We start from the raw sequence: 23,982 nt of genomic DNA, 5'->3' as shown, positions 1-23,982 counted from the left end.
GACCCGGCGTCGCCCGCGCTCAGTGCCTCAGTGCCTCAGTGCCTCAGTGCAGTTCCTCGCCCTTGTCCTCGAAGGCGATGTGGCGTCCGTCGTCGGACTGGTAGCCGAGCTTGGCATCGGCGCCCATCATCTTCTCCCAGGCCAGCATGGCGTCGGCGACGGCCTGCGGTTCGCCCTTGAATATCAGCACATCGTTGCCGCAGGACGGGCACTGGCCGCCGAAGACGGCATCGATGCCCCGCAGGTCCGGAGCCGGGATGGCGTCGAACGTCGTGAACGCGGTCTTGCACGCGCCACACACCAGCTGCGCCGGCCGCAGCGCATCGAGGCGCGCGCGCGCCTGTTCGGCACGCTCTTGCGGCGTACCCCTCTTCTTGGCTTCACCCATATCGGATCCTTGACTGACTGCCGGCGCGGCGACGCGCCATCAACGCCGGCATTGTAGTGCACCGGCGCCGCATCCCGGTGGCACACCGCCCACATGGCGCGGGCGCCGCAGCTCCGATGCGGCGCATGCACGGCAGCAGGCGCTGCCCCCATCACCATGGCGTCGACGCCACGGCATATCCTTGTATAGAGTGACATCGCTTACCTGCGGCCGTTCCCGCGCGGCCGATTTCCTTACAAGGAGCCATCCATGTCCGAACAGCAGTCTCCCGCCGCCTTCCGCATCGAACAGGACAGCCTCGGCGACGTGCAGGTACCCGCCGACCACCTGTGGGGCGCGCAGACCGAACGTTCGCGCCAGAACTTCCGCATCGGCACGGAAAAGATGCCGCCGGCGCTGATCGAGTCCTTCGCCATCCTCAAGCTGTGCGCCGCGCGCGCCAACCGCGAGCTCGGCGTGCTGGCGCCGGAACTGGCCCAGGCCATCGAGCGCGCGGCCGAGGAGGTGATCGCGGGCCGCTGGGCGCAGGAGTTCCCCCTCTCCGTCTGGCAGACCGGCTCGGGTACCCAGACCAATATGAACCTCAACGAGGTCATCGCCAACCGTGCCATCCAGCTGCTCGACGGCGAGGTCGGCAGCAAGCGGCCGGTCCACCCCAACGACCACGTCAATGCCAGCCAGTCGTCCAACGACAGCTTCCCGACCGCGATGCACATCGCCGCCACGCGCGCCATCCAGCGCCAGCTGCTGCCCGCGCTGGAGACGCTGCAGCAGGCCTTCGGCCGCAAGGTCGAGGCCTTCGCCGACATCGTCAAGGTCGGGCGCACCCATCTGCAGGATGCCGTGCCGCTGACGCTGGGGCAGGAGTTCTCCGGCTACATGGCGCAAACGGCGCACGCGCAGTCGCGCCTGCAGCAGGCCATGCTGCGCGCCATGCCGGTGCCGCAGGGCGGCACCGCGGTGGGCACCGGGCTGAACGCACCGCACGGCTTCGCCGCCGCCTTCGCCACGGCGCTGGCCGACTACACCGGCCTGCCGTTCGAGCCCGCGCCCAACCGCTATGCGCTGCAGGCGGCCCACGACGCGCTGACCGACCTGTCGGCGGCCCTCAACACCACAGCCTCGTCCTTCCTGAAGATCGCGCGCGATTTCATGCTGCTGGGCTCGGGGCCGCGCGCCGGCTTCGCCGAACTGCAGCTGCCGGCCAACGAACCCGGCTCCTCCATCATGCCCGGCAAGGTCAACCCCACCCAGGCCGAAGCGCTGGCGATGGTGTGCTGCCGCGTGATCGGCAACCACACCACCATCACGCTGGCCAACGGGCTGGGCACGCTGGAGCTGAACGCGTACAAGCCGGTGCTGATCTACAGCCTGATGCAGAGCGTCACGCTGCTGGCCGATGCCGTGGCGAGCTTCGCCGACCATATGGTGGCGGGGGTGCTGGCGGACGAGGAGCATATCGCCGAGCTGCTGGCGCGCTCCCTGATGCCGGTGACGGCCCTCAATCCGCATATCGGCTACGACAAGGCGGCCGAGATCGCCAAGCTGGCGGTCAAGCGCAACCTGTCGCTGCGCGAGGCGGCGATCGCCTCCGGGCATGTCAGCGAGGCGCAGTTCGACCAGTGGATCGACCTGAAAGGCATGACGCGCGAAGTCTGAAAGAAGGCTAGGCCGATGCCAGCGCGGCCGGCAGCGCCAGCCAGAGCGGCCGCGCCAGCGTGATCTCGTCGCAGTTGGCGCCCTCGCCGCCGCGGTCGACCACGGCGAAGCGCGAGGGCGCGCCCACCGCCAGCAGCATGTGATGCCACACGCCGGCGTGATAGTTGACCCCCTGCACGCCATCGGAGAAGAAGGCACGCACGGCCTCGGGCCGGACCGTGTCGCCGCGTGGCGCCACCACCACCAGGAAGGGCCGGCCGTCCAGCGGCAGGAAGGCCTGGCTGCCCAGGGGGTGGCGCTCCAGCATGCGGATCGCCAGCGGGTACGCATAGGGCCTGGCCTCGAACAGGTTGATCAATGCGTGGCCCTGCCCGACCTCCACGCGCGCCAGGCCATGGTGCCGGCGCACCATGCCGCCGTTGATGTCGAAGGCGCCGGCATCGCCGGGAGCGCGCGGCTCGATCACGTCGCCGAAGGGCGCGAAGGCCGCACGCGTGAGCGGCTCGGCCCGCAGCAGGGTCGAGGGATCCGGCGCGGCGGCCGGGCGGAAAGCAGACATCGGCAACTCCTTGGACAAATGGCTTGGCTCCTGTGGGATCGCCCCACTGGTATGACCAGTCACGCCTGAATTCTGCGGCAAAGGGCCGAGCCGCACAAGACATCCCCTGCGCGCCGCACTTCCCCGATATTTTGCCTGCATAGCGGCTCCTCCCGGTCTTCCCGAAGCACCGCGCGCGGCACGGCATGCTTGACACGGGCCTGGCCGGCTCCTACCATTCGCCGCACTGGTCTGACCTGTACGACTAGTGCACCGGGATCCGCGCCAGGATCCGTCGCGTGACGAAATCAACTACCCAAGGAGACACCCGTGACCCCTACCGCAAGCGGCCGGGCGGCGCCCGCAGGCACCGCCACCCCGAGCGCGACGGCGCAACTGCAGGAGGACGCCGTTTACCGCAAGGTGGCCTGGCGCCTGATGCCCTTCCTGATGCTCTGTTATGTCGTGGCCTATCTCGACCGCGTCAATGTCGGCTTCGCCAAGCTCAGCATGCTGGCCGACCTGCAGTTCAGCGAGTCGATCTACGGACTCGGGGCCGGCCTCTTCTTCATCGGCTATTTCTTCTTCGAAGTGCCCAGCAACCTGCTGATGCACCGCATCGGCGCCAAGGCCACCATCGCGCGCATCATGATCCTGTGGAGCCTGATCTCCGCGGCGATGATGTTCGTGCAGACCCCCTCCCAGTTCTACGCGCTGCGCTTCCTGCTGGGCGCGGCCGAGGCCGGCTTCTATCCCGGCATGATCCTGTACCTGACCTACTGGTTTCCCTCGCACCGGCGCGCACGCATGGTGGCGCTGTTCATGGCCGCGATCCCGATCTCGGGGATCTTCGGCGGCCCGCTGTCCGGCTGGGTGATGCAGGCCATGCACGACACCCACGGCCTGCGCGGCTGGCAGTGGATGTTCCTGATCGAAGCCGTACCCTCGCTGCTGACCGGGCTTGCCGTGCTGCGCTACCTCGACAACGGCATCCAGTCCGCGCGCTGGCTCAGCGCCGAGGAGAAGGCCGTGCTCGAACGCGGCATCGCCAGCGAGAACGCGCAGAAGTCCGGCCACATGTCGCTGCGCATGGTGGCCACCGATACGCGCGTGCTGAAGATGACGCTGATCTGCTTCTGCACGGTGATGGGACAGTACGGCCTGACCTTCTGGCTGCCCACGCTGATCAAGCAGACCGGCGTCGACAGCGTGCTGCACGTGGGCCTGCTGACCGCGATCCCGTTCAGCGTGGCGGTCTGCTCGATGCTGCTGGTCAGCCGCAGCTCCGACCGCCTGCGCGAGCGCCGCTGGCACCTGATCGTGCCGTTCTGCTGCGGTGCCGCCGGGCTGGCGCTGAGCGCCGCGTTCAGCCACGACACCGCGCTTTCGCTGGCGGCGCTGGCACTGGCCGCGGGCGGCAGCCTGGCCACTTCGCCGCTGTTCTGGAGCCTGCCCACCGCCATCCTGTCGGGCGTGGGCGCCGCCGCCGGCATCGCCCTGATCAACTCGGTGGCCAACCTCGCCGGCTTCCTGAGCCCTTACCTGATCGGCCTGATCAAGGACACCACGCACAGCACCGATGCCGCGATGTACGTGCTCGCCGCGGTCCTGCTGTGCGGCGCGCTGTTGACCTACACCGTGCCGGCCAGGCTGGTCGACAAGTAGCCGCGCCGGGGGCCGCGCGGCGGCACGGGCGCGCGGCGATGTGGGCTAAAATCGCGCCAACCCATCCTGCCCCACCGCCCTTGCCCCGCATGACCGGACCGCTTTCCACCGTCGCCAACCAGGCCGTCAGCCTCATCCAGCAATGGGTACGCGATGGCGTGTTTCCCGCCGGCACGCTGCTGCCTTCGCAACGGGAGCTGGCGGTCCGGCTCGGCATCAGCCGCGCCTCGCTGCGGGAAGCCATCTCGACACTGCAGGGGCAGGGCATCGTGGTCTCGCGCCCGGGCAAGGGCGTCTACGTGGCCGAGCCGGGCGAAGCCGGCACGCCGCCGCCCTGGCGCTTCGCCGCCACCCATTCGCTGATCGACATCTACCAGCTGCGCTTCGCGCTGGAAGGACTGACCGCGCGCCTGGCGGCGCAGGCGATCTCGGCCGGCGAGATCGCCGCCCTGCGCGAGAATGCGCAGGCGATGCAGCAGGCGATCGAGGCCGACGCCTTCGACGTCGCCTCGCAGCTCGACTATGAATTCCATGCGCTGATCGTCACGGTCGCGGGCAACCAGGTGATCGGCGAGATCCTGCGCGAAAGCGCCGAGATGATGCGCGAGAGCCAGCGCCTGCCCTACTACCGCCGCGGCGCGCGCACCGCCACCTTCACCGAGCACGGCGCCATCATCGAGGCGCTCGCGGCACGCCAGCCGGACCAGGCCCAGCAAGCCATGCAGCGCCACATCATGCTGGCCGCGCGCCGCGCCGGCGTGCACTTTCCCACCGGCGACGAGCGCGACGACTGAGTCCCCCGGCGACCGGCGCAAGGGGGAACGACGGGCCGCCGGCGCGGGCACGGTGCGCGTGGTGCATGCGGTGCCGCCTCATGCCAGCCCTTGCGTGCCGCCCCGTGCGTCAGTACGCCTCGCGGTAGAGCGCCAGCGCGTCGGCCTCGTTCACTTCGACCGGGTTGTTGACCAGCAGGCGCGTCTGCTTCATCGCGTCGGCAGCCAGCATCGGCAGGCTGTCCTCGCTGACGCCGACGTCGCGCAGGCGGCGCGGCGCGCCGCTCTGGTCCATCAGCGCCTCCATCGCGCCGACGAAGGCCGCCGCGCGCGCCGCCGCATCGGTGCCGGCGGCACCCGCAGGCACCCCCAGCACATCCGCCAGCTCCGCATACAGCGCGGCCGCCGCGCGTGCATTGAAGCGCAGCACCGGCCCCAGCATCAGTGCGTTCGACAGGCCGTGCGGCACGTGGTAATGGCCGCCCAGCGGATAGGCCAGCGCGTGCACGGCCGCCACCGGCGAGTTGGCGAAGGCCTGGCCCGCGAGCGTGGCGCCCAGCAGCATGGCCTCGCGCGCGGCGCGGTCGGCGCCGTCGCGGCAGGCCGCCAGCAGGTTGCCGCCGAGCAGGCGCAATGCCTCGCGTGCCAGCGCGTCGGACAAGGGGTTCTTCTTGTGGCGCCCGGTGTAGGCCTCGATGGCATGGACCATGGCGTCGATGCCGGTGGCCGCCGTGGCCAGGCGCGGCAGCCCGAGCGTGAGCCGGGCGTCGAGCAGCACGTGGTCGGCGTAGAGCTGCGGCGCGACCACGCCCATCTTGCTGGTCTCGCCGGTGGTCAAGATCGAGATATTGGTGACTTCCGAGCCGGTGCCGGCGGTGGTCGGCACCAGCACCAGGGGCAGGCGGCCGCCGCGCACGTTGCCGATGCCGTACAGCGCGGACAGCGGCTGCTCCGAGACCAGCATCACGGCGGCCAGCTTGGCCACGTCGAGCGGCGAGCCGCCGCCCAGGCCCAGCACGAGATCGGCGCCGGCGGCGCGGCCCTGGGCCACGCAGGCGTGCAGGGTCGCCTCGGGCGGATCCGGCACCACGTCGTCGAACACCGTGACGGTGCAGCCCGCGGCCCGCAGGCTGGCCTCGATCGGCGCGGTCAGGCCGTGCCGCACCAGGCCGGCGTCGGTCACCAGCAGCACGCTGCGCTGCGCCTGGCGCGCCGCGAGCCACTCGCCCAGGCGCGCGGCGGCACCCCACTCCACATGGATGGACGGCACCGTCCGGAATTCAAAAGCCTGCATCGTCACGCTGGTCTCCTCTGCTGTGTTCTCTGTGCTGTCCTGTCGTGCGGGCGGCGCGGTCGCGGCGACCGCACGGATGCGCACGGCGCCGCCCCGGCGCGCGTGCGTCAGTGCCGCCGGCGCGGCATGGCATTGCGCCGGCTGGTGCAGCGTTGGGCTATGCCGGGCTACGCTGGGCTATGTTGCGCTGCTGCTCAGCGGATGGCCGAGCACAGGTACTTCATCTCCAGGTACTCGTCGATGCCGTACTTCGAGCCCTCGCGGCCCAGGCCCGATTGCTTGACGCCGCCGAAGGGCGCGACCTCGTTGGAGATCAGGCCGGTGTTGTGGCCGACCATGCCGTAGTCGAGCGCCTCGCCCACGCGCCAGGCGCGGCCGGCGTTCTCGGTGAAGAAGTAGGCGGCCAGGCCGAACTCGGTGTCGTTGGCCATGGCGACCACCTCTTCCTCGGTATCGAAGCGGAACAGCGGCGCCACCGGCCCGAAGGTTTCCTCGCGCGCCACCCGCATCGACTGCGTGACGCCGGTCAGCACGGTCGGCTCGTAGAACAGGCCGCCGAGGGCGTGGCGCCTGCCGCCGGCCGCCACCTGCGCGCCCTTGGCCAGCGCATCGGCGACGTGGCTTTCGACCTTCTCCACCGCCGCCTCGTCGATCAGCGGCCCGATCTGCACGCCCGGCTGCGTACCCGCGCCCACCGGCAGCTCGCGCACGCGCCGGGTCAGCTTCTCGGCAAAGGCCTCGTAGACGCCGGACTGCACGTAGAGGCGGTTGGCGCAGACGCAGGTCTGGCCCGCATTGCGGTACTTGGAGGCGAGCGCCCCCTCGACCGCGGCATCGAGGTCGGCATCGTCGAAGACGATGAAGGGCGCGTTGCCGCCCAGCTCCAGCGACAGGCGCTTGATGGTCGGCGCGCACTGCGCCATCAGGAGGCGGCCGACCTCGGTGGAGCCGGTGAAGGACAGCTTGCGCACCTTGTCGCTGGCGGTCAGCACGCCGCCCACCACGCGCGCGTCGCCGGTGACGATCTGCAGCACGCCGGCCGGCACCCCGGCCTGCTGCGCCAGTTCGCCCAGCGCCAGCGCGGTCAGCGGCGTCTGCTCGGCCGGCTTGACGATGATGGTGCAGCCGGCGGCCAGTGCGGGGCCCACCTTGCGCGTGATCATCGCGGCCGGGAAGTTCCACGGCGTGATGGCGGCGCAGACGCCCACCGGCTGCTTGATCACCACCAGGCGCTTGTCGGTCTGCGGGGCAGGGATCACGTCGCCGTAGGTGCGCTTGGCTTCCTCGGCGAACCACTCGATGAAGCTGGCCGCGTAACGTACCTCGCCCTTGGCTTCGGCCAGCGGCTTGCCCTGTTCGGCCGTCATCAGCGCGGCGAGATCGTCGGCGTTGGCGAGGATCAGGTGGAACCAGCGCATCAGCACGGCCGCGCGCTCCTGCGGCGCCAGCCGCGACCACGGCTTGAAGGCCCGGTCGGCGGCGGCCACCGCCGCCTCGACGGCCGGCGCGCCCAGCGACGGCACACAGCCCACCAGGCTGCCGTCGGCGGGATTGCGGACTTCGATCACGGCACCGTCCGCGGCACCTTGCCAGCGTCCGTCGAGAAGGCATTGATCGCGCAGCAGCGCGGGGGATTGCAGCGTCAGCAAGATTTCACTCCGTTTGGTGACCGTGCCGGTCGGGGGCTGGGCGGACCCGGTTCGCTTGCCGTGACATCGGGCTCGCCAACCTTGCTAAGTTCAATAGGTTGAACTAAGATCCGCATATTGAACTATCAGTGTGCCTTTGTAGTGCGGCCGGAGGGAGTTTGTCAAGAATGAGTGAGGCACTGCAGCCGTCCGGCATGGACGCTCCCGGACACGGGCAGGAAGACAATGCGGCGGCGCAGGCCGAAACCGTGCCGGCGCTGCGGCGTGCCGTGCGCATCCTGGACTTCGTCAGCGCGGCGGGCGCGCCGCCCACCGCGGCCGACCTCGCGCGCGCGCTCGGGCTGCCCAAGAGCAGCGCGCACGGGCTGCTCGCCACCATGCTCGAACTCGGCCTGCTGGCGCGCGCGGGCGACGGCACCTTCCGCCTGGGCGCCCACCCGATGCACTGGGCCAACGGTTTCCTGGCCCAGTTCGACCTGGTAGGGGAGTTCCAGCGCTACTTCGCCGAACAGGCCGAGCTGAGCCGCCACACCATCACGCTCAGCGTGCTGGAGGGGCGCGACGTGATCTACCTGGCCTGCCGCAACAGCGCCGACCCGCTCGGCTTCACCTTCCGCATCGGCATGCGCCTGCCCGCCCCCTTCACCGCAACCGGCAAGATCCTGCTCAGCGCGCTGCCGGACGCCGCGCTGCGCCAGCGCTTCGGCCAGCACTGGCCGGCTGCCTTGACTCCGCACAGCGTGGCCGGCCTGCCGGCCTTCCTGGCCGAGATGCGGGACACGCGCGCGCGCGGCTTCTCCATCGACGAAGGGCAGGTGCGCGAAGGCATGCATTGCATCGGCGCCGCCATCCGCGATTTCTCGGGGGAACCGGTGGCCGGCATCGCCGTCAGCCTGCTCGAGCACGAGGCCACGCCGGCGGCAGTGCAGGCCACCGGGACCCAGCTGGCGGCGGTGGCCGCCGCGCTGTCACGCCGGCTCGGCATGCCGGGCTGAGGGCGCGGCCAGCACCGCGGGGAGCCCGCGGCTCCGGCAAGTTGCCGTCCGCGTGGCAGCGGGCGCGGGCCAGGACGGGAGGGGTATACGCTGGTTGTGCGCGCAACTATTATCGACATATAGTTGAGCACACAACCAGATTACGGAGACTTCCATGCCACCCACATCCCAGCCCTGGCCGGAGCGGGTCCCGGTGCTGATCGCCGGCGGCGGGCCGGTCGGCCTGGCCCTGTCGGCGCTGCTGGCCCGGCATGGCATCGCCTCGCTGGTGGTCGAGGCGGACGAGGGCTACTGCAGCGGCAGCCGGGCCATCTGCATGTCGCGCCGTTCGCTGGAGATCCTCGGCTGGGCCGGCGCGGACGCCGCCACCGTGGCGACCGGCCTGGCCTGGGTGGGTGGGCGCAGCTACTACCGCGACACCGAGGTGCTGCATTTCCGCATGCCGAGCGAGCCGCACGAGCGCTTCGCGCCGATGGTGAACATCCAGCAGTACTACATCGAGGAATACGCCCACCGCGCCGCCCAGGACGTCGGCACCTTGTCCGACGTGCGCTTCGGTGCGCGCGTGGCCGCGGTGCACGCCGCCGACGATGGCGTGACGGTGGAGATCGACACGGGTGGCGGCAGCGCGCGCGTCGCCGCGCAATGGCTGGTGGCCTGCGACGGCGGGCGCAGCACGGTACGCGAGCAGCTCGGCCTGCGCATGGAAGGCATGCAGTACGAGGGCCGCTACGTGATCGTCGACATCGAGCAGGACACGCGGCGCGAGGTCGAGCGGCTGGCCTGGTTCGACCCGCCCTCCAATCCCGGCTCCACCATCCTGATGCACCGCCAGCCCGGCAATGTATGGCGCATCGACTACCAGATCCGCGATGACGAGGATGCCGACGCCGCGGTGCGGCCGGAGAATGTGCTGCCGCGCGTGCAGAGCCATCTCGACATGATCGGCGAGAGCGCCCCCTGGAAGCCGCTGTGGATCTCCATCTACAACGCCAAGTGCCTGACGCTGCCGCGCTACCGCTACGGGCGCGTGCTGTTCGCCGGCGACGCCGCCCACCTGGTGCCGATCTTCGGCGTGCGCGGCCTCAACTCCGGCCTGGACGATGCCGGCAACCTCGCCTGGAAGCTGGCGTGGGTGCTGCGCGGGCACGCCGAGGCCTCGCTGCTGGACTCCTATTCGGATGAACGGGTGCACGCCACCCGCCAGAACATCGCCTACGGCGCCAAGAGCACGGAGTTCATGGCGCCGCCCGATTTCGCCTTCCGCCTGATGCGCGAGGCCGCGCTGCGCCTGGCGCTCGACCATCCCGAGGTGCGCTCGCTGATCAACCCGCGCCAGTCGGCGCCGATCGACTACGCCGGCTCGCCGCTCAACGGCCCGTCCGACTTCGACGACGCGCCCGGCGCGGCGCCCGGCTGTCCCGCGCCCGAGGCCAGCCTGCTGCGCGGCGCGGAGACGGTGCACCTGAGCCAGTCGTTCGGCCGGGCCTTCACCCTGCTCTGCTTCCAGGCGGACGGCGCCGTGCCGGACGCGCTCGGCGCGCTCGCTGCGGGCAAGGCCGGCCCGCCGGTGCAGTGGCTGGTGGTGGCCCCGGCCGCCGCGCCGGGCGGCGACGGCGTGCTGCGCGATGCGCACGGCCAGGCCTGGCAGCGCTACGGCGCCACCCACGGCACCCTGTACCTGATCCGGCCCGACGGCTATGTGCTGGCGCGCTGGCGCCAGCCCGACCCGGACCGCGTGCAGGCCGCGCTGGCGCCCTTCCTCCTCAACCTGCCCGCTGGAGCCTCCGATGCAAGCTGACGACCTGGACCGTGCCTACACGCAGTTGTGCCGCACCATGGCCGAAGTCGGCGAGGCACGCACGCCGCTGCTGCTGGCCGCCCTGTGCCTGGCCCTGATCAGCCGCGAGGCCGAAGCCGCGCCGGTGCTGCAGGCCATCGAGGATGCGCGGCGCGCCTGCGGCGTGTAAAGTCGCAGGCGCCCGACCCGGAATCGCCGACATGAAGCCGCTGCCCCGCCTCGACCAGTTCCTCACCTACCGCCTGCACCAGGTCAACAAGCTGAGCGAACGCGAAAGCACCGAGGCCTATCTCGTGCAATGCGGGCTGCCGCTGGGCGAGGGACGCTGCCTGGCGGCGATCGGGGCCTTCGAGCCGGTCTCGGTCAACACGCTGGCACAGCGCGCCAACCTGACCAAGGGCCAGGCCAGCCGCAGCGCGCAGGCGCTGGTCGAACGCGGCCTGGTCAGCAAGGAAAGCAGCGACGAAGACGGGCGCGGCGTCGTGCTGACCCTGACGGCGCGCGGGCGGCCGCTGTACCGCAAGGCGATCGCCGTCATCGCCGGCCTCAATGCCGAGCTGTTCGGCTGCCTCGACGCCGCCGAGCAGGCCCAGCTGGGCAGCCTGCTGGACCGGCTGGTGGCGCACGCCGGCACTCGCGGCAAAGACGGGGACAGCACCGGGGAATGAGATGAGATTGGGTCCGCCGTCGCGGGCCCCGCAGGCCCCGCCCCGCAAAGCGTACCCATTTCTGCGAGGCTGCCGCAAGGCGCCTGCGAGCGGCATGGTGGGGCCGGATCACCCAACCCGCCCGTGCGCCACGCCTGTACGGCACGGCCGCCCCTGCCGCCCGCCGTCTTCCCTTTTTCCGGCCCGCGATCCGGCCCAAACCCCGCGATTCAGGCCCGGCGGCATCTGCTGCCAGTGTCCGGACCCATCGGTGACAGGCGTGCGGGAGCCTGGGCGGCTGCCTGCCGCCGCCGGTCCTGCGGGCCCGGGTGAGCGTCACCGGTCGGGATCGCTCCGGGCCCGGGCGTACCCATTTCTGCGTACCCCCGTCCGCGCATCCAGGTCCGCATCCAGGTCCGCATCCACATCTGCGTACCCGTTTCTGCGTATGCGCCCCCACCCGGCGCCGGCGCCCGGCAGCGCGCCTCAAGCGATGGTGTCCACCACCCCGCCATCGACCCGCAACGCCGCGCCGGTGGTCGCCGAGGCCTGCAGCGAGCAGGCATAGACCACCATGTTCGCCACCTCCTCCACGGTGGCGGCACGCTGCAGGATGGAGCTGGGCCGCTTGGCCTTGACGAAGGCGGCGGCGGCTTGCTCCACGCTCACGCCCTGGCTGGCGGCCGCCTCCTGCAGCATGGCGGCCACGCCCTCGGACAGCGTCGGTCCCGGCAGCACGGCGTTGACAGTCACGCCGGTGCCGCGCAGCCGCTTGGCCAGCCCGCGCGAGATGGCGAGCTGGGCGGTCTTGCTGAAGCCGTAGTGGATCATGTCCTCGGGGATGTTCAGCCCCGACTCCGAGGAGATGAAGACCACGCGCCCCCAGTCGCGGGCCTCCATGCCCGGCACGTAGGCCCGCGCGAGCCGCACGCCCGACATCACGTTGAGCTCGAAGTAGCGGCTCCAGTCGGCGTCCTCGAGCGCGAAGAAGTCCTTGGGACCGTAGATGCCGGCGTTGTTGACGAGGATGTCGACCGCGGGCACGGCGGCCACCAGCGCGGCACAACCGGCCGCATCGCCGACGTCGGCCGCGACGCCGCGCACCTTGGCGCCCGGGACGGCGGCGCGCACCGCCTCCAGCGCGGCCTGCAGGCTGTCCTGGTGGCGGCCGTTGAGCACGACTTCGGCGCCGGTGGCGGCGAGGCCCTTGGCGATGGCCAGGCCGATGCCGGCCGTGGAGGCGGTGACGAGCGCGGTCTTGCCGCTGAGATCGATCTGCATGGAGAGTCTCCGGTTGGCGTGCGCGAGCACGCATTCACTACCACTGGAAAAAACGGAAACAGGCGCGCGCCCGGCAGCGCGATGCCGCCCGCCGCGCGCCTGTCCTCAGGCGATCGCCCCGCCGCCGTCGACCAGCACGGTGGAGCCTGTCACATAGGGGGTGCCGGCCAGGTACAGGATGGCATTGGCGACGTCTTCCGGCTGCCCCAGGCATTGCGCCGGCAGCCGCGCGGCGGCGCCGTCGTACATGGCCTGGCGCGCGGCCGGATCGAGCTTGTCCCACAGCGGTGTGGCGATCAGGCCGGGCGAGACCGTGTTGACGCGCACCGGCGACAGCTCCAGCGCCAGCCCGCGCCCGAGCGCATCCAGCGCCGCGTTGATCGCGCCCTGCAGCACCGAGGCCTTGCTCGGGCGGATGCCGAGGTAGCCCGACACCAGCGTGAGCGATCCGCGCGCGCGGATCGGCACCGCGCGCGCCACGCGGTAGGCGCCCCAGAACTTGCTGTCGAGCGCGGCGTAGGCATCGGCCAGTGGCAGCTGGCGCACCGGCCCGGTCGCGGTCTGGGCGGCGGAGATGACGACATGGTCCCAGGGCTCGGCCTGGGCGAAGAAGGCGGCCACGGCTGCGTCGTCGGTGACGTCGAGCACCTGGCCGGCGACGCGCGCGCCGGCGCCGGCACCGGCATCGGCCGCCCCCAGCGACGATAGCGACGCCAGCGCCGCATCGAGCCTGGCCTGGTGGCGCGAGGCGATGGTCACCTGGGCACCGCGCGCGGCGAAGGCCCGGGCCGCGGCCAGGCCGATGCCGGAACTGCCGCCGACCACCAGGACACGCGCCGCATCGAAATCGGGAAACATGGGAAGGACTCCTTGCTGGGGCCGGCACCAGCGCCGGCATCGCTGTCGATTATGGACAGCGGGCGCGCCCGCATCATCTATCCGGCATTGGAAGCATTGTTGTCCAGGATTTGATAATCGGCGGGCACGGGCGGCTTTTGTGCAGTGCGGCTAGAATGCCTCGATCCGGCCCGGCCCGCCGCCGGGTCCGGCTCTCTCCCCAGCCGCCACGCCATGAAACCCGACCTCCTCCTGCTGATCCACGTCTCGCCCAAGCATCTCGAACAGCTCGGCACCGCCTTCACCGTCCACTACGCCCCCGATGCGGTCCGCCGCGCGGCCTGCGTGGCAGCCGAAGGCGCGCGCATCCGCGCGGTCCTCACCAACGGCTCGACCGGGCTGCGCGCGGACGAGATCGACGCCATGCCGGCGCTGGAACTGCTGGGCGCGCTGGGCGCCGGCTACGAGAACCTGGCGGTGGCCCATGCCCGCGCGCGCGGCATCGCTGTGTTCAACGGCGCCGGCACCAACGATGCCTGCGTGGCCGACCATGCCATGGCCCTGCTGCTGGCCGTGGTGCGCGCGGTGCCGGCACTCGACCGCGCCACCCGGGCCGGGGTGTGGCGCAACGACCTGCCGCTGCAGCCCAACTTCTCGGGCAAGCGCCTGGGCATCCTCGGCCTCGGCACCATCGGCCGGCGCATCGCCCAGCGCGGCCAGGGTTTCGACCTCGAGGTCGGCTACCACAACCGCCAGCCGCGCGCCGACGCCCCCTTCCGCTATTTCGACAGCCTGGCGGCGCTGGCCGACTGGGCCGACTACCTGGTGGTGGCCACGCCCGGCGGCGCCGGCACGCGCCACCTGATCGACGCCGCGGTGATGCGCGCGCTCGGCCCCACCGGCTACCTGGTCAATATCGCGCGCGGCAGCGTGGTCGATACCGAGGCGCTGGCCGCGGCGCTGCGCGCGGGCGAGCTCGGCGGTGCCGGCCTGGACGTCTATGAGAGCGAGCCGGCGCCGCCGGCGCCGCTGCTCGATTGCCCCAACGTGGTGCTGACGCCGCACATAGCGGGCTGGTCGCCGGAAGCGATCGATGCCTCCTTCAACCAGTTCCTGGCCAATGCCGCGCGGCACGCCGCGGGCGAGCCGCTGCTGACGCCCATTCCCTGAGCGGGCAATCTCAAAGGCGCTTCCAGGGCAGGTCCAGGCCACTCAAGGCCACTCAAGGCCACTTCGGGTCCACCTCAGGCCGGCGGGAACACGATGCGCACGCGCAGGCCCGGCGCCGCGTCCTCCAGCGCCACCCGGGCACCGTGCGCCTGCGCGATCTCGGCGACGATGGCCAGGCCCAGCCCGCTGCCGCCGGTGGGTGCGTCGGCCAGCCGGTAGAAGCGGTCGAACACGCGCGCGCGCTCGTCCGCCGGGATGCCGGGCCCGTTGTCCGACACCGCCAGCTCCGCGCCGCCCGCCTCGGCCCGGCGCAGGTGCACGTCGACGCGGCCGCCGCGCGGGATGTAGCGCAGGGCGTTGTCGACGAGGTTGGTCAGCAGGATGCGCAGGGCATCGGCATCGCCCTTGACGGTGAGCTCGCCCGGGTCCGCGTCCAGGCCCAGGTCGATGTCGCGGTCGATGGCGGCCTGGGTCAGGTCGGCCACCACCGTGCCGGCCAGCGCGCGCAGGTCCACCGCTTCATGCGGCGGCGGCGTCGCGCCGGGCTCCTGGCGCGCCAGCGTCAGCAACTGGTTGACCAGGTGGGTCAGCCGCTCCAGTCCCTGGCGCAGCCGCGCCACCGCCTCCTGGCGGGCCTCGGCGCCGTCGGCGCGCTCGACCAGCTGGGCCTGCAGCTGCAGCGCCGCCAGCGGCGTGCGCAGGGCATGGGCGGCATCCGCCACGAAGGCACGCTGGGTGTCGATCGCCTGCGCCAGCCGCGCCAGCAGCTGGTTCAGCGCCTCGCTCAGCGGCGCCACCTCGGCCGGCATGGCGCGCGTGGCCAGCGGCGCCAGCGTGGCGGCATCGCGCGCGCCCACTTCCTCGGCGATCTCGCGCAGCGGCCGCAGGCCGCGGCCCACCGCCAGCCACACCAGCCAGCCCAGCAACGGCAGCAGCAGCAGCAGCGGCGCCACCGTGCGCAGGGCCATGCGCGCGGCCAGCGTGCGGCGCGCGCTCATCGGCTGCGCGATCTGCACCACGGCCGGCCCGAGCTGCACGCTGTAGATGCGCCATTCGCCCTGGTCGGTCCTGACGTCGGAGAAACCCAGCTCGGCCTGCGGCGGCAGCGCCGGATGGGCGTGCGACAGGTAGAGGCTGCGGCCCGAGCCGTCCCAGATATGGATCACCACGTCCTCGTCGCCATGCAGCAGCCCCACCGTGGGACCGGCCGTCAGCGGCGGCGCGACCGGGTCGCTGAACTGGCTGGGCAGGGCCGCCGCCACCTGCTTCATCTGGTAGTCGAACAGGGCATTGGCTTCCTGCCGCGCCTGTCCGTAGATCAGCACGGTGGCAATGGCGATGCCCGCCAGCAGGCCGGCGGCCAGCCACCACAGCAGGGTTTGCTGGATCGAGCGCATCAGGGGGCCGCCTCTGCCTTGCCCGCCACACCGTCGCCGTCTTCCAGGCGCGGCACCACGTAGCCGACGCCGCGGATGTTGCGGATCAGCGCCGCGCCGAGTTTCTTGCGCAGGGCGTGGACATAGACTTCCACGGTATTGCTGCCGACCTCGTCGTCCCAGCCGTACAGGCGCTCCTGCAGCTGCGGCACCGACCACACCTTGCCGGGCCGCGCCAGCAGCGCGGCCAGCAGCGCGAACTCGCGCGCCGACAGGTGCACCGCCTCGCCGGCCAGCGTCACCTCGCGCGTGACCGGGTTCAGCACGATGTCGCCATGGCGCAGCAGCGGCTCGGCGCGGCCTTCGGCGCGGCGGGCCAGCGCGTGCATGCGCGCGGCCAGCTCCTGCAGGTCGAAGGGCTTGACCAGGTAGTCGTCGGCCCCGGCGTTGAGCCCGGCGACGCGGTCGGCGACGGCGTCGCGCGCGGTCAGGATCAGGACCGGCGTGCGCACGCCGCGCGCGCGCAGCGTGCGCAGCACCTCCAGCCCGGAACGGCGCGGCAGGCCGAGATCGAGCAGCACGATGTCGTAGCAGCCCGCCTCGCCCTGGCCGCCTGCGGCGACCAGGCCGGCCTCGCCGTCCTGCACCCAGTCGACCGTGAAGCCCTCCTGGCGCAGCGCCAGCTTGACGCTGTCGCCGATCATGGCATCGTCTTCCACCAACAGTACACGCATGGTCTTGTGCGAGAAATCCTGATCAAGAAAACAAGAAAAGCAAGGGGAGCGGGGAAAAACGGGGAGCGCGGCACGACGGCCGCACGCGCGCCTGCCTCAGCCCCCGTCCTGCAGCGCCTGCGCCAGCGCCGCCGACAGCCCCCACAAGGCGGGATATTCCGCCGTGATGACATGGATCGGCAGCCCCGACAGGTAGTCGCGCATGCGCCCCTTGCCGTCGAAGCGCTCGCACAGGGGCGAGACCCGCAGCGCATCGACGAAGCGCGGCACGATGCCCCCGCCGAGATAGACGCCGCCGCGCGCGCCCAGCACCAGCGCGATATCGGCGGCCACCGAGCCGAGCAGCCCGCAGAAGACACGGAAGCTGCGCTGGCACAGCGGGTCGCCGCGCTGCAGGGCGCCGGCGGTGACCTGGGCCGGCGACAGCGGCGCCAGCAGGAGCGTACCCGTTTCTGCGGCCAGCGCGGCATGGATGCGCGACAGCCCGCTGCCGGACAGCAGGCGCTCGGCCGAGACGTGGCCGAAGGCGCGCTGCGCTGCGCGCCATGCCACCCATTCGTCGTCGGTCTCCGGCGTCAGGCCGATATGGCCGCCTTCGCCGGCCAGCGCCACCGGCGGCGCGCCGGCATGGCCGGGCACCAGCCCCGAGACGCCCAGGCCGGTGCCGGGCCCGACCAGGGCGCAGGGCGCGCCGAGTTGCGCCGCGCCGGCGCGCAGCTCGGCCAGGCCCTGCTTGGGCAGGTGCGGCAGCGCCAGCGCCAGCGCGGTGAAATCGTTGAGCGCCAGCAGGATGTCCAGGCCCAGCGAGCGCCGCATGCCTTCGATCGAGAAGGCCCAGTTGTGGTTGGTCAGCTTGACCTGGTCGCCGGTGATCGGATTGGCCAGGCCCACGGCGGCATGGCGCGGCGCCGCACCGCCGGCGTCGCTGGCGAGGAAGCGGCGGATGGCGGCTTCCAGCGAGGGGAAGTCCGCCACCCGGTAGGCGCTGACCGGGCCGAAGCGGCGCGGCGCGCTTTCCAGCACGAAGCGCACATTGGTGCCGCCGACGTCGGCCAGCAGGCGCGGGAAGTCGGCGGCAGAGGTGGCGGCAGAGGTGGCGGTGGTCGTCATGGCGCCGCCCGGCTCAGGCTTGGAAGACATCGAGGCCGGGGCGGCGCCGGGCCAGCACCAGGCTGACCGGCAGCGCCGGCGTGGCCTGCTGGCGCGCGCGCGCCAGCACGGCCGCCTTGGCCGGGCCGGAGACCGCCAGGAAGATGCGCTCGGCAGCCAGCAAGGCAGCCAGGTTCAGCGTGATGCGCGCGTGCGGCGCCTGCACCGGATGGGTGACGAGGAAGCCGGGCCGCGGCTCGCTCAGCCCGGCCTGCAGTTCCGGCGCGTCGGCGAACAGCGAGGCCGTGTGGCCGTCCTCGCCCATGCCCAGCACCACCACGTCCGGCTGGCGGTAGGCCGCGTTCAGGCGGGCCACGGCGGCGGCGGGATCGGCGGCATCCGCCGCGTCGGCCACCAGCGGCTCGAAATGGGCGCGCCCGGCATCCTCGCGCAGCAGGTGCTGGCGCACCAGCGTGCCGTTGCTGTCGGCATGGCCTGGCGGCACCGCGCGCTCGTCGACCAGCGTGACCGTGACGGATTCCCAGCGCACGTGCCGATGGCGCAGACGCTCGAACATCGCCACCGGCGAGCGTCCGCCCGACACCGCCAGCACCGCCCAGCCCTTGACGCCGATGACCAGCTCCAGCGCATTGCCCACGGAGATCGCCAGGGACTCCGCCTGGTCGGCCGCCGATGCATGTTCGAAGCACCGCATCGATGATTCCTCCTTTCGTCCTGTCCTCACGCCTTCCGGTCTGCCTCCGGGCGGCGGCGCATCGCTGCGCGCCGGGGCGCGCAGCACACCCGCCGCACCCGCTACACCTCTTCGTGCCACAGCGCGCCGTCGCGCGACAGCAGCGCCGACGACGAGGCCGGTCCCCAGGTGCCGGCCGTGTAGGGCTTGGGCGGCACCAGGCTGTCGCGCCAGGTCTCCAGGATCGGCTCGACCCAGCGCCAGGCCTGCACCTGCTCGTCGCGCCGCACGAACAGTCCCAGGCGGCCGCGGATGACGTCCAGCAGCAGGCGCTCGTAGGCGCCGGCGCGGCGCGCCTTGAAGGAGTTGGCGAGGTCGAGGTCGAGCGAGGTCTGGGTCAGCGTCACGGTATCGCCGGGCTGCTTGACGAGGAAGTACAGCCGGATGCTCTCCTCCGGCTGCAGCCGGATCACCAGCCGGTTCTGCGGCGACAGGCCCAGCGGGCGCGGGAAGATCGCATGGGGCACGTCGCGGAAGTGGATCACGATCTCGGCCACGCGCGCCTGCATGCGCTTGCCGGTGCGCAGGTAGAACGGCACGCCGGCCCAGCGCCAGTTGGCGATTTCGGCCTTGATGGCGACGAAGGTCTCGGTGCGGCTGTCCGGCGCGATGCCGCGCTCGTCCAGGTAGCCCGGCACCGGCCGGCCGCCGACGGCCCCGGCCCGGTACTGCCCGCGCACCGTCTTCTCCGCCACCTCCTGCGGCGTGATCGGCTTGAGCGCCTTCAGGATCTTGATCTTCTCGTCGCGGATGGCGTCCTCGGACAGGCTCGCGGGCGGCTCCATCGTCACCATGCACAGCAGCTGCAGCAGGTGGTTCTGCACCATGTCGCGCAGCGCGCCGATGCGGTCGTAGAAGTCGCCGCGCGTCTCCACGCCCAGTTCCTCGGCAATGGTGATCTGCACGTCCTGTATCCACTCGCGCCGCCACAGCGGCTCGAACAGGGCGTTGCCGAAGCGGATCGCCATCAGGTTCTGCACCGACTCCTTGCCCAGATAGTGATCGATGCGGTAGATCTGGTCCTCGGCGAAGTCGCGCGCGACCTCCGCATTGATGGCCTCGGAAGATTCAAGGTCATGGCCCAGCGGCTTTTCCAGCACCACGCGCACACCCGGGTGGTTCAGGCCGGTGCGGCCGAGCTGCGCGCAGATCGGCGCGAACAGCTGGGGCGCGGTCGCCAGGTAGCACACCACCACTTCCGGCGCCCGCTGCAGCACGCGGCGCGCCAGCACGTCGAAATGGGCCGGCTCGTCGGCGTCGACCTGCACGTAGTCGATGCGCGCCAGGAAGGCGGCCCAGGCGTCCGGCGGCGCGTGCTCCAGGCCCGGGCGCACGCTTTCTTCCAGCGCCGCGAGGTAGGCCTCGGTGGTCGACGCGCGGCTGCCGGTGGCGAGGATGCGCGCAGCAGGATGCAGCAGCCCCGCGCAGTGGGCATCGAACAGGGCCGGCAGCAGCTTGCGCCGCGCCAGGTCTCCGGTGCCGCCGAACAGCACCATGTCGAAATCGGGCATGCTCACCCTGGACTCCTTGTCTTGCACGATCCCGTGCGACGCACGCGGCATAGAACACGCGGACATAGAACTGAGTGCGAGTCTGCGCCGCATAAGTTCCAGCCAGTTTACGTGAGTCGCCTGCGCTTGGCGAGCGCGGCGGCTGCGGCACTTCGCCGGGTCCGGCGCCGGGCTCAGTCCGCCTCGGATTGCAGCAGCGTCTCCCAGATCGCCAGCGCGCCGGCCTGGTAGGCGCGCGTGGCGTCGATCAGGGCGTGGCGCTCGGCGCCGGGCTGGATGGCCTCCGGCAGCAGGGGATCGCGCACGATGGCGCGGATCACCGCGCGCCCGACCAGCAGGGTCTCGCGCGCGGCCGCCGCCGGCGACAGGCGCGCCAGCCGCGCCGTGCTGCGCGCCAGCAAGGCGTGCGCATGGCGGTAGCCGGCCAGGATGCCCGGCACGTTCCACAGGCCGGTCATGCGCTGCGCGCTGGCAGGGTCGAACTGCCGTGCGCTGAAGACCAGCGCTTCCCGGGCCAGGCCGAGGCGGCGCAAGGCCGCCTCCATCGTCGGCGCGCCGCCGTCGAGATTGTCAGGCCTCACCCACAGCGCGGTGTCGAGCATGCGGAAGCCGTACAACTCCAGCGCGCGCTGGTGGTGCCGCCACAGCGTCTTGGCGCTGCGCGCCACGGCGGCGTCATGCACCACCAGCCAGTCGCCTTTCCAGTCGCGCAGGCGGCTCTCCTTGTCGAACCAGTACTGCACTTCGTGGTGGGCCGGGTTGCCTTCGAGGCGCACCGCATAGCTGCCGCGGCCGGTCTTGGCCACGCGGCCCTGGCGCTGCAGGCGCGTCAGGGCCACGCGCACGGCGGGCGTGGCGATGTCCATCACTTCGGCGGCGCGCGCCAGCGCCTGCACGGTCAGCGCCTGGCGCGGATGGGTGAACAGCAGGTCGAGCACCAGGTCGGTGGCGGACGGTGCTTCGATTTTGATACCAGCCTTGGCGGCCATGGTGGTTCGGTCGATCGGTCGATGTGTCGGAGGGAATGCGGGGTCGCAGGCCGGATTGTGACATGTGCCGCACGGCCGCCGGCATCGCCGCGACATAGCGCCGGCATCGGGGGGCAGGCCGGGGGGCGGGTAAACGATGAATATTTCCTTAAAATATGAAAATGCCCATTTCATGTAATATTTATGGCAGCGCGATCCCATGTCACGGCCGTAGGGCGGACCTCGAAAAGAACGGCACGGATCACGTCAAGAATCATCGAGAATCATCAAGAATCAGGAAGGAGACGATGCCCGATCCCTATGTCAGGACCGAGACGGATGGTCCGGTCTGCACCATCATCCTGGACCGCGCCGGCAAGCGCAACGCGGTCGACGGCGCCATGGCGGCCGCGCTGCGCGAAGCGTTCGAAGCCTTCGAGGCCGACCCCGCGCTGCGCGTGGCGGTGCTGTGGGGCGCCGGAGGCCACTTCTGCGCCGGCGCCGACCTGAGCGCGGTGGGCGACCCCGCGCGCCGCCATGAACTGGACCCGGCCGGCGGCGGCAGCGGCCCGATGGGGCCGACGCGGCTGGCGCTGTCCAAGCCGCTGATCGCCGCGGTGAGCGGCTACGCCGTGGCCGGCGGCCTCGAGCTGGCCCTGCTGGCCGACCTGCGCGTGGCCGAGCGCGACGCTGTCTTCGGCGTGTTCTGCCGGCGCTGGGGCGTGCCATTGATCGACGGCGGCACGGTGCGCCTGCCACGCGTCGTCGGCATGGGCCGCGCGCTCGACATGATCCTCACCGGGCGGCCCGTCGCCGCCGAGGAGGCGCTCGCGATGGGGCTGGCCAACCGGCTGGTCGCGCCGGGGCAGGCGCGCGCCGCCGCCGAGGCGCTGGCGCACGAGATCGCCGCCTTCCCGCAGCGTTGCATGCTGGCCGACCGCGCCTCGGCGTACACGCAGTGGGGCCTGCCGCTGGAGGCGGCGCTGCACGCCGAGGGCGCGGCCGGGGCGCCGATCGTGTTCGCCGAGGGTATCGACGGCGCCCGGCGCTTCGTCGACGGCGCCGGGCGCCACGGCCAGGCCGACCGCCCCGGTCCGGCCGGCTGACGGCGCGCCCGCCCCGCTTTCCCCCTCCCGGGCCACGGGCGTACCCATTTCTGCGAACCCCGTCCCCCCCTGCAAGGACTGCGAATCCCGACCATGTCCGTCACTACCCTCGAACTGATCCGCCGCGGCGCCGCCCAGCATGGCGCGCGCACGGCCCTCGTCCACGGCGAGCACCGCCTCAGCTTCACCGAGGTCGATGCGCTGAGCGCGCGCCTGGCCCACGCCCTGATCGCGGCCGGCGCCGGCCGCGGCGAGCGGGTCGCGCTGCTGGTCAACAACGGCCTCTACAGCGTGCCGCTGGACTTCGCCTGCGTGAAGGCAAGCATCAACCGCGTGCCCCTGAATGCCCGCCTGTCGCTCGCCGAGCACGCGCGCATGCTGGAGGAAACCGACTGCCGGCTGCTGGTATTCGGCGCCGACCTGGCCGAACGCGCCGCCGCGCTGCGCGCGGCGCGCCCCGGACTGGTCTGCCTCGGGCTCGACGCGAGCCTGCCCGGCGCCATCGACCTGGCTGCCGATGCCCGCGCCCGGCCCGCTACCGACCCGCAGGTCGCGGTGCACGAGGACGACGTGATCCTCACGCTGTTCACCTCGGGCACCACCGGCGTGCTCAAGGCCGCGCGCCACACGCAACGCTCCTACGCCGCGATCTGCCGCAACGTGCTGCTCAACCTGCTGCCGGCCACGCCCGACGACGTGATGCTGCACGCGGCCTCGCTGATCCACGCCAGCGGCGTCTTCGTGCTGCCCTTCTGGCTGCGCGGCGGCAAGACCGTGGTGCTGCCGGGCTTCGAACCCGCCGCCTTCCTGGCGGCGCTGGAGCGCGAGGGCGTCACCGCCATCAACCTGGTGCCGACCATGCTGCAGATGCTGCTGGATGCGCCGGCCCTCGCGTCCACCCGGGTCGATGCGCTGCGCTACGTCATCTATGGCGCTTCGCCGATGCCGCGCGCGGTGATCGAGCGCGCCATGGCAGTCTGGGGCCGGCACCGCTTCTGGCAGTACTACGGCCAGACCGAGGTGCCGCTGTGCCTGGCCGTGCTGCGCCCCGAAGACCACCAGGGCGAGCGCCTCGGCGCCTGCGGCCAGGTCGCGCTGGAGGTGGAGCTGCGCCTGGTCGACGAGGCCGGCCATCCGGTGCCGCCGGGCGAGCCGGGCGAGATCGCCGTGCGCGCGCCCTCGAGCGTGGCCGGCTACCACAACGCGCCCGAGCTGACCGCGCAGACTTTCCTGCCCGATGGGTGGGTACGCACGCGCGACGTGGGCGTGTTCGACGCGGACGGCTTCCTCTACCTGAAGGACCGTACCTCGGACATGATCATCAGCGGCGGCTACAACGTCTATCCGAGCGAGGTCGAGAACGCGCTGCTGAGCCACCCGGCGGTACGCGAATGCGCGGTGATCGGCCTCCCCGACGACAAATGGGTGGAGGCCGTCACCGCCGTGGTGGTGCTGCATGCCGCGCCGGACGCGCAGCGCATGGGCAGGGAAGGGCAGGAAGCGCTGGCGGCGGCGCTGGTCGAGCACGTGGCGGCGCAACTGGCCGCCTACAAGAAGCCGCGCGCGGTGCGCTTCGTCGCCGACATCCCCAAGACCGCGGTCGGCAAGCTCAACCGCCGCGCGGTGCGCGAGCGCCTGCGCGACAGCGGCGCCTGAGCCGCCTGAGCCGCCCGAGTACCTGAGCGGCGGGTCGCGGGCATCGCGCCGCTCGCCCTGCTCGCTCAGGGACCCGCTCAGGGACCCGCTC

The 23,982-nt window shown here is 71.8% G+C and carries 22 protein-coding genes; 10 read left to right on the top strand and 12 right to left on the bottom strand.

Features of this window, described 5'->3' with window-relative positions; genetic code table 11:
* Positions 1-43: 43 nt before the first annotated feature.
* Entirely contained in the window at positions 44-388 is a 345-nt protein-coding gene (locus BKK81_RS21955; RefSeq protein ID WP_071017707.1) for a hypothetical protein, read from the bottom strand.
* Positions 389-637: 249 nt separating this feature from the next.
* Here BKK81_RS21955 and fumC point away from each other — a divergent pair, with 249 nt between their 5' ends.
* Positions 638-2,047: a class II fumarate hydratase gene (fumC, locus tag BKK81_RS21950; protein WP_071017705.1), complete on the top strand. Its 1,410-nt coding sequence runs from the start codon at positions 638-640 to the stop codon at positions 2,045-2,047.
* 7 nt (positions 2,048-2,054) lie between these two features.
* Here fumC and BKK81_RS21945 read toward each other — a convergent pair whose 3' ends face one another.
* Positions 2,055-2,606, bottom strand: coding sequence for an ureidoglycolate lyase (locus BKK81_RS21945; RefSeq protein WP_071017703.1), 552 nt, complete (start codon positions 2,604-2,606; stop codon positions 2,055-2,057).
* 309 nt (positions 2,607-2,915) lie between these two features.
* On the opposite strand from BKK81_RS21945, the gene BKK81_RS21940 reads away from it, so the two are divergent.
* Both BKK81_RS21940 and BKK81_RS21935 read left to right on the top strand, forming a co-directional pair.
* Positions 2,916-4,250, top strand: coding sequence for an MFS transporter (locus tag BKK81_RS21940; RefSeq protein ID WP_071017701.1), 1,335 nt, complete (start codon positions 2,916-2,918; stop codon positions 4,248-4,250).
* A gap of 89 nt (positions 4,251-4,339) precedes the next feature.
* Positions 4,340-5,044 (top strand): FadR/GntR family transcriptional regulator, encoded by a 705-nt coding sequence (locus BKK81_RS21935; RefSeq protein WP_071017699.1) that lies wholly within the window; start codon positions 4,340-4,342, stop codon positions 5,042-5,044.
* Positions 5,045-5,153: 109 nt separating this feature from the next.
* Here the strand turns inward: BKK81_RS21935 and BKK81_RS21930 are convergent, their stop codons facing one another.
* Positions 5,154-6,317 (bottom strand): iron-containing alcohol dehydrogenase, encoded by a 1,164-nt coding sequence (locus BKK81_RS21930; protein WP_197524064.1) that lies wholly within the window; start codon positions 6,315-6,317, stop codon positions 5,154-5,156.
* Positions 6,318-6,511: 194 nt separating this feature from the next.
* Positions 6,512-7,966, bottom strand: coding sequence for an NAD-dependent succinate-semialdehyde dehydrogenase (locus tag BKK81_RS21925; protein WP_071017695.1), 1,455 nt, complete (start codon positions 7,964-7,966; stop codon positions 6,512-6,514).
* Between the two features lie 167 nt (positions 7,967-8,133).
* Here BKK81_RS21925 and BKK81_RS21920 point away from each other — a divergent pair, with 167 nt between their 5' ends.
* The 4 genes from BKK81_RS21920 to BKK81_RS21905 all read left to right on the top strand — a co-directional run bounded on the left by BKK81_RS21920 (position 8,134) and on the right by BKK81_RS21905 (position 11,430).
* Positions 8,134-8,961, top strand: a complete 828-nt coding sequence (locus tag BKK81_RS21920) for an IclR family transcriptional regulator (protein WP_231908191.1) — start codon at positions 8,134-8,136, stop codon at positions 8,959-8,961.
* Positions 8,962-9,115: 154 nt separating this feature from the next.
* Positions 9,116-10,762: an FAD-dependent oxidoreductase gene (locus tag BKK81_RS21915; RefSeq protein WP_071017691.1), complete on the top strand. Its 1,647-nt coding sequence runs from the start codon at positions 9,116-9,118 to the stop codon at positions 10,760-10,762.
* Complete coding sequence (locus tag BKK81_RS21910; RefSeq protein WP_071017690.1) at positions 10,752-10,931, top strand: hypothetical protein; 180 nt, start codon at positions 10,752-10,754, stop codon at positions 10,929-10,931. The genes BKK81_RS21915 and BKK81_RS21910 overlap by 11 nt, the downstream gene beginning before the upstream one ends.
* 31 nt (positions 10,932-10,962) lie before the next feature.
* Positions 10,963-11,430 (top strand): MarR family winged helix-turn-helix transcriptional regulator, encoded by a 468-nt coding sequence (locus tag BKK81_RS21905; RefSeq protein ID WP_071017688.1) that lies wholly within the window; start codon positions 10,963-10,965, stop codon positions 11,428-11,430.
* A 465-nt stretch (positions 11,431-11,895) separates the two neighbouring features.
* On the opposite strand, the gene BKK81_RS21900 is transcribed toward BKK81_RS21905, so the two are convergent.
* Together BKK81_RS21900 and BKK81_RS21895 are read right to left on the bottom strand one after the other, a co-directional pair.
* Entirely contained in the window at positions 11,896-12,690 is a 795-nt protein-coding gene (locus BKK81_RS21900) for an SDR family NAD(P)-dependent oxidoreductase (protein ID WP_071017687.1), read from the bottom strand.
* Positions 12,691-12,795: 105 nt separating this feature from the next.
* Positions 12,796-13,548, bottom strand: coding sequence for an SDR family oxidoreductase (locus tag BKK81_RS21895; RefSeq protein WP_071017685.1), 753 nt, complete (start codon positions 13,546-13,548; stop codon positions 12,796-12,798).
* 213 nt (positions 13,549-13,761) lie between these two features.
* Here BKK81_RS21895 and BKK81_RS21890 point away from each other — a divergent pair, with 213 nt between their 5' ends.
* Positions 13,762-14,697 carry a 2-hydroxyacid dehydrogenase gene (locus BKK81_RS21890; RefSeq protein WP_071017682.1) on the top strand — a complete coding sequence of 312 codons (936 nt, stop codon included), beginning with the start codon at positions 13,762-13,764 and terminating at the stop codon, positions 14,695-14,697.
* Between the two features lie 74 nt (positions 14,698-14,771).
* Here BKK81_RS21890 and BKK81_RS21885 read toward each other — a convergent pair whose 3' ends face one another.
* From BKK81_RS21885 to BKK81_RS21860, 6 genes are all read right to left on the bottom strand, one after another.
* Positions 14,772-16,094 (bottom strand): sensor histidine kinase, encoded by a 1,323-nt coding sequence (locus BKK81_RS21885; protein ID WP_071017680.1) that lies wholly within the window; start codon positions 16,092-16,094, stop codon positions 14,772-14,774.
* Entirely contained in the window at positions 16,094-16,807 is a 714-nt protein-coding gene (locus BKK81_RS21880) for a response regulator transcription factor (RefSeq protein ID WP_071017679.1), read from the bottom strand. The genes BKK81_RS21885 and BKK81_RS21880 overlap by 1 nt, the downstream gene beginning before the upstream one ends.
* Positions 16,808-16,903: 96 nt before the next feature.
* The gene (gene glk / locus BKK81_RS21875) at positions 16,904-17,917 is read right to left on the bottom strand and encodes a glucokinase (RefSeq protein ID WP_071017677.1); all 1,014 of its coding nucleotides are present in this window, start codon (positions 17,915-17,917) and stop codon (positions 16,904-16,906) included.
* A gap of 13 nt (positions 17,918-17,930) precedes the next feature.
* Positions 17,931-18,611, bottom strand: coding sequence for a 6-phosphogluconolactonase (gene pgl / locus BKK81_RS21870; RefSeq protein ID WP_071017676.1), 681 nt, complete (start codon positions 18,609-18,611; stop codon positions 17,931-17,933).
* Positions 18,612-18,712: 101 nt separating this feature from the next.
* Positions 18,713-20,161, bottom strand: a complete 1,449-nt coding sequence (gene zwf, locus BKK81_RS21865) for a glucose-6-phosphate dehydrogenase (RefSeq protein WP_071017674.1) — start codon at positions 20,159-20,161, stop codon at positions 18,713-18,715.
* A 173-nt stretch (positions 20,162-20,334) separates the two neighbouring features.
* A complete protein-coding gene (locus BKK81_RS21860; RefSeq protein ID WP_071017673.1) occupies positions 20,335-21,150 on the bottom strand; it encodes a PaaX family transcriptional regulator in 816 nt (271 codons plus the stop codon).
* A gap of 287 nt (positions 21,151-21,437) precedes the next feature.
* Between BKK81_RS21860 and BKK81_RS21855 the strand changes: the two genes are divergently transcribed.
* Positions 21,438-22,235 (top strand): crotonase/enoyl-CoA hydratase family protein, encoded by a 798-nt coding sequence (locus tag BKK81_RS21855; protein WP_071017671.1) that lies wholly within the window; start codon positions 21,438-21,440, stop codon positions 22,233-22,235.
* Positions 22,236-22,328: 93 nt separating this feature from the next.
* Positions 22,329-23,891 (top strand): class I adenylate-forming enzyme family protein, encoded by a 1,563-nt coding sequence (locus tag BKK81_RS21850; RefSeq protein WP_071017669.1) that lies wholly within the window; start codon positions 22,329-22,331, stop codon positions 23,889-23,891.
* Positions 23,892-23,982: the final 91 nt, after the last annotated feature.

Source organism: Cupriavidus sp. USMAHM13, assembly GCF_001854285.1.
Taxonomy (GTDB): Bacteria; Pseudomonadota; Gammaproteobacteria; order Burkholderiales; family Burkholderiaceae; genus Cupriavidus; species Cupriavidus malaysiensis.
The sequence above is the reverse complement of the archived record's forward strand: the minus strand, read 5'-3'. Positions and strand labels throughout refer to the sequence as shown.

What these genes read in the sequence shown, in the direction of transcription:
- BKK81_RS21955 (WP_071017707.1), bottom strand. Translation starts at nt 388, where the DNA reads ATGGGTGAAGCCAAGAAGAGGGGTACGCCGCAAGAGCGTGCCGAACAG.
- fumC (WP_071017705.1), top strand. Translation starts at nt 638, where the DNA reads ATGTCCGAACAGCAGTCTCCCGCCGCCTTCCGCATCGAACAGGACAGC.
- BKK81_RS21945 (WP_071017703.1), bottom strand. Translation starts at nt 2,606, where the DNA reads ATGTCTGCTTTCCGCCCGGCCGCCGCGCCGGATCCCTCGACCCTGCTG.
- BKK81_RS21935 (WP_071017699.1), top strand. Translation starts at nt 4,340, where the DNA reads ATGACCGGACCGCTTTCCACCGTCGCCAACCAGGCCGTCAGCCTCATC.
- BKK81_RS21930 (WP_197524064.1), bottom strand. Translation starts at nt 6,317, where the DNA reads ATGCAGGCTTTTGAATTCCGGACGGTGCCGTCCATCCATGTGGAGTGG.
- BKK81_RS21920 (WP_231908191.1), top strand. Translation starts at nt 8,134, where the DNA reads ATGAGTGAGGCACTGCAGCCGTCCGGCATGGACGCTCCCGGACACGGG.
- BKK81_RS21915 (WP_071017691.1), top strand. Translation starts at nt 9,116, where the DNA reads ATGCCACCCACATCCCAGCCCTGGCCGGAGCGGGTCCCGGTGCTGATC.
- BKK81_RS21910 (WP_071017690.1), top strand. Translation starts at nt 10,752, where the DNA reads ATGCAAGCTGACGACCTGGACCGTGCCTACACGCAGTTGTGCCGCACC.
- BKK81_RS21905 (WP_071017688.1), top strand. Translation starts at nt 10,963, where the DNA reads ATGAAGCCGCTGCCCCGCCTCGACCAGTTCCTCACCTACCGCCTGCAC.
- BKK81_RS21900 (WP_071017687.1), bottom strand. Translation starts at nt 12,690, where the DNA reads ATGCAGATCGATCTCAGCGGCAAGACCGCGCTCGTCACCGCCTCCACG.
- BKK81_RS21895 (WP_071017685.1), bottom strand. Translation starts at nt 13,548, where the DNA reads ATGTTTCCCGATTTCGATGCGGCGCGTGTCCTGGTGGTCGGCGGCAGT.
- BKK81_RS21890 (WP_071017682.1), top strand. Translation starts at nt 13,762, where the DNA reads ATGAAACCCGACCTCCTCCTGCTGATCCACGTCTCGCCCAAGCATCTC.
- BKK81_RS21885 (WP_071017680.1), bottom strand. Translation starts at nt 16,094, where the DNA reads ATGCGCTCGATCCAGCAAACCCTGCTGTGGTGGCTGGCCGCCGGCCTG.
- BKK81_RS21880 (WP_071017679.1), bottom strand. Translation starts at nt 16,807, where the DNA reads ATGCGTGTACTGTTGGTGGAAGACGATGCCATGATCGGCGACAGCGTC.
- glk (WP_071017677.1), bottom strand. Translation starts at nt 17,917, where the DNA reads ATGACGACCACCGCCACCTCTGCCGCCACCTCTGCCGCCGACTTCCCG.
- pgl (WP_071017676.1), bottom strand. Translation starts at nt 18,611, where the DNA reads ATGCGGTGCTTCGAACATGCATCGGCGGCCGACCAGGCGGAGTCCCTG.
- zwf (WP_071017674.1), bottom strand. Translation starts at nt 20,161, where the DNA reads ATGCCCGATTTCGACATGGTGCTGTTCGGCGGCACCGGAGACCTGGCG.
- BKK81_RS21860 (WP_071017673.1), bottom strand. Translation starts at nt 21,150, where the DNA reads ATGGCCGCCAAGGCTGGTATCAAAATCGAAGCACCGTCCGCCACCGAC.
- BKK81_RS21855 (WP_071017671.1), top strand. Translation starts at nt 21,438, where the DNA reads ATGCCCGATCCCTATGTCAGGACCGAGACGGATGGTCCGGTCTGCACC.
- BKK81_RS21850 (WP_071017669.1), top strand. Translation starts at nt 22,329, where the DNA reads ATGTCCGTCACTACCCTCGAACTGATCCGCCGCGGCGCCGCCCAGCAT.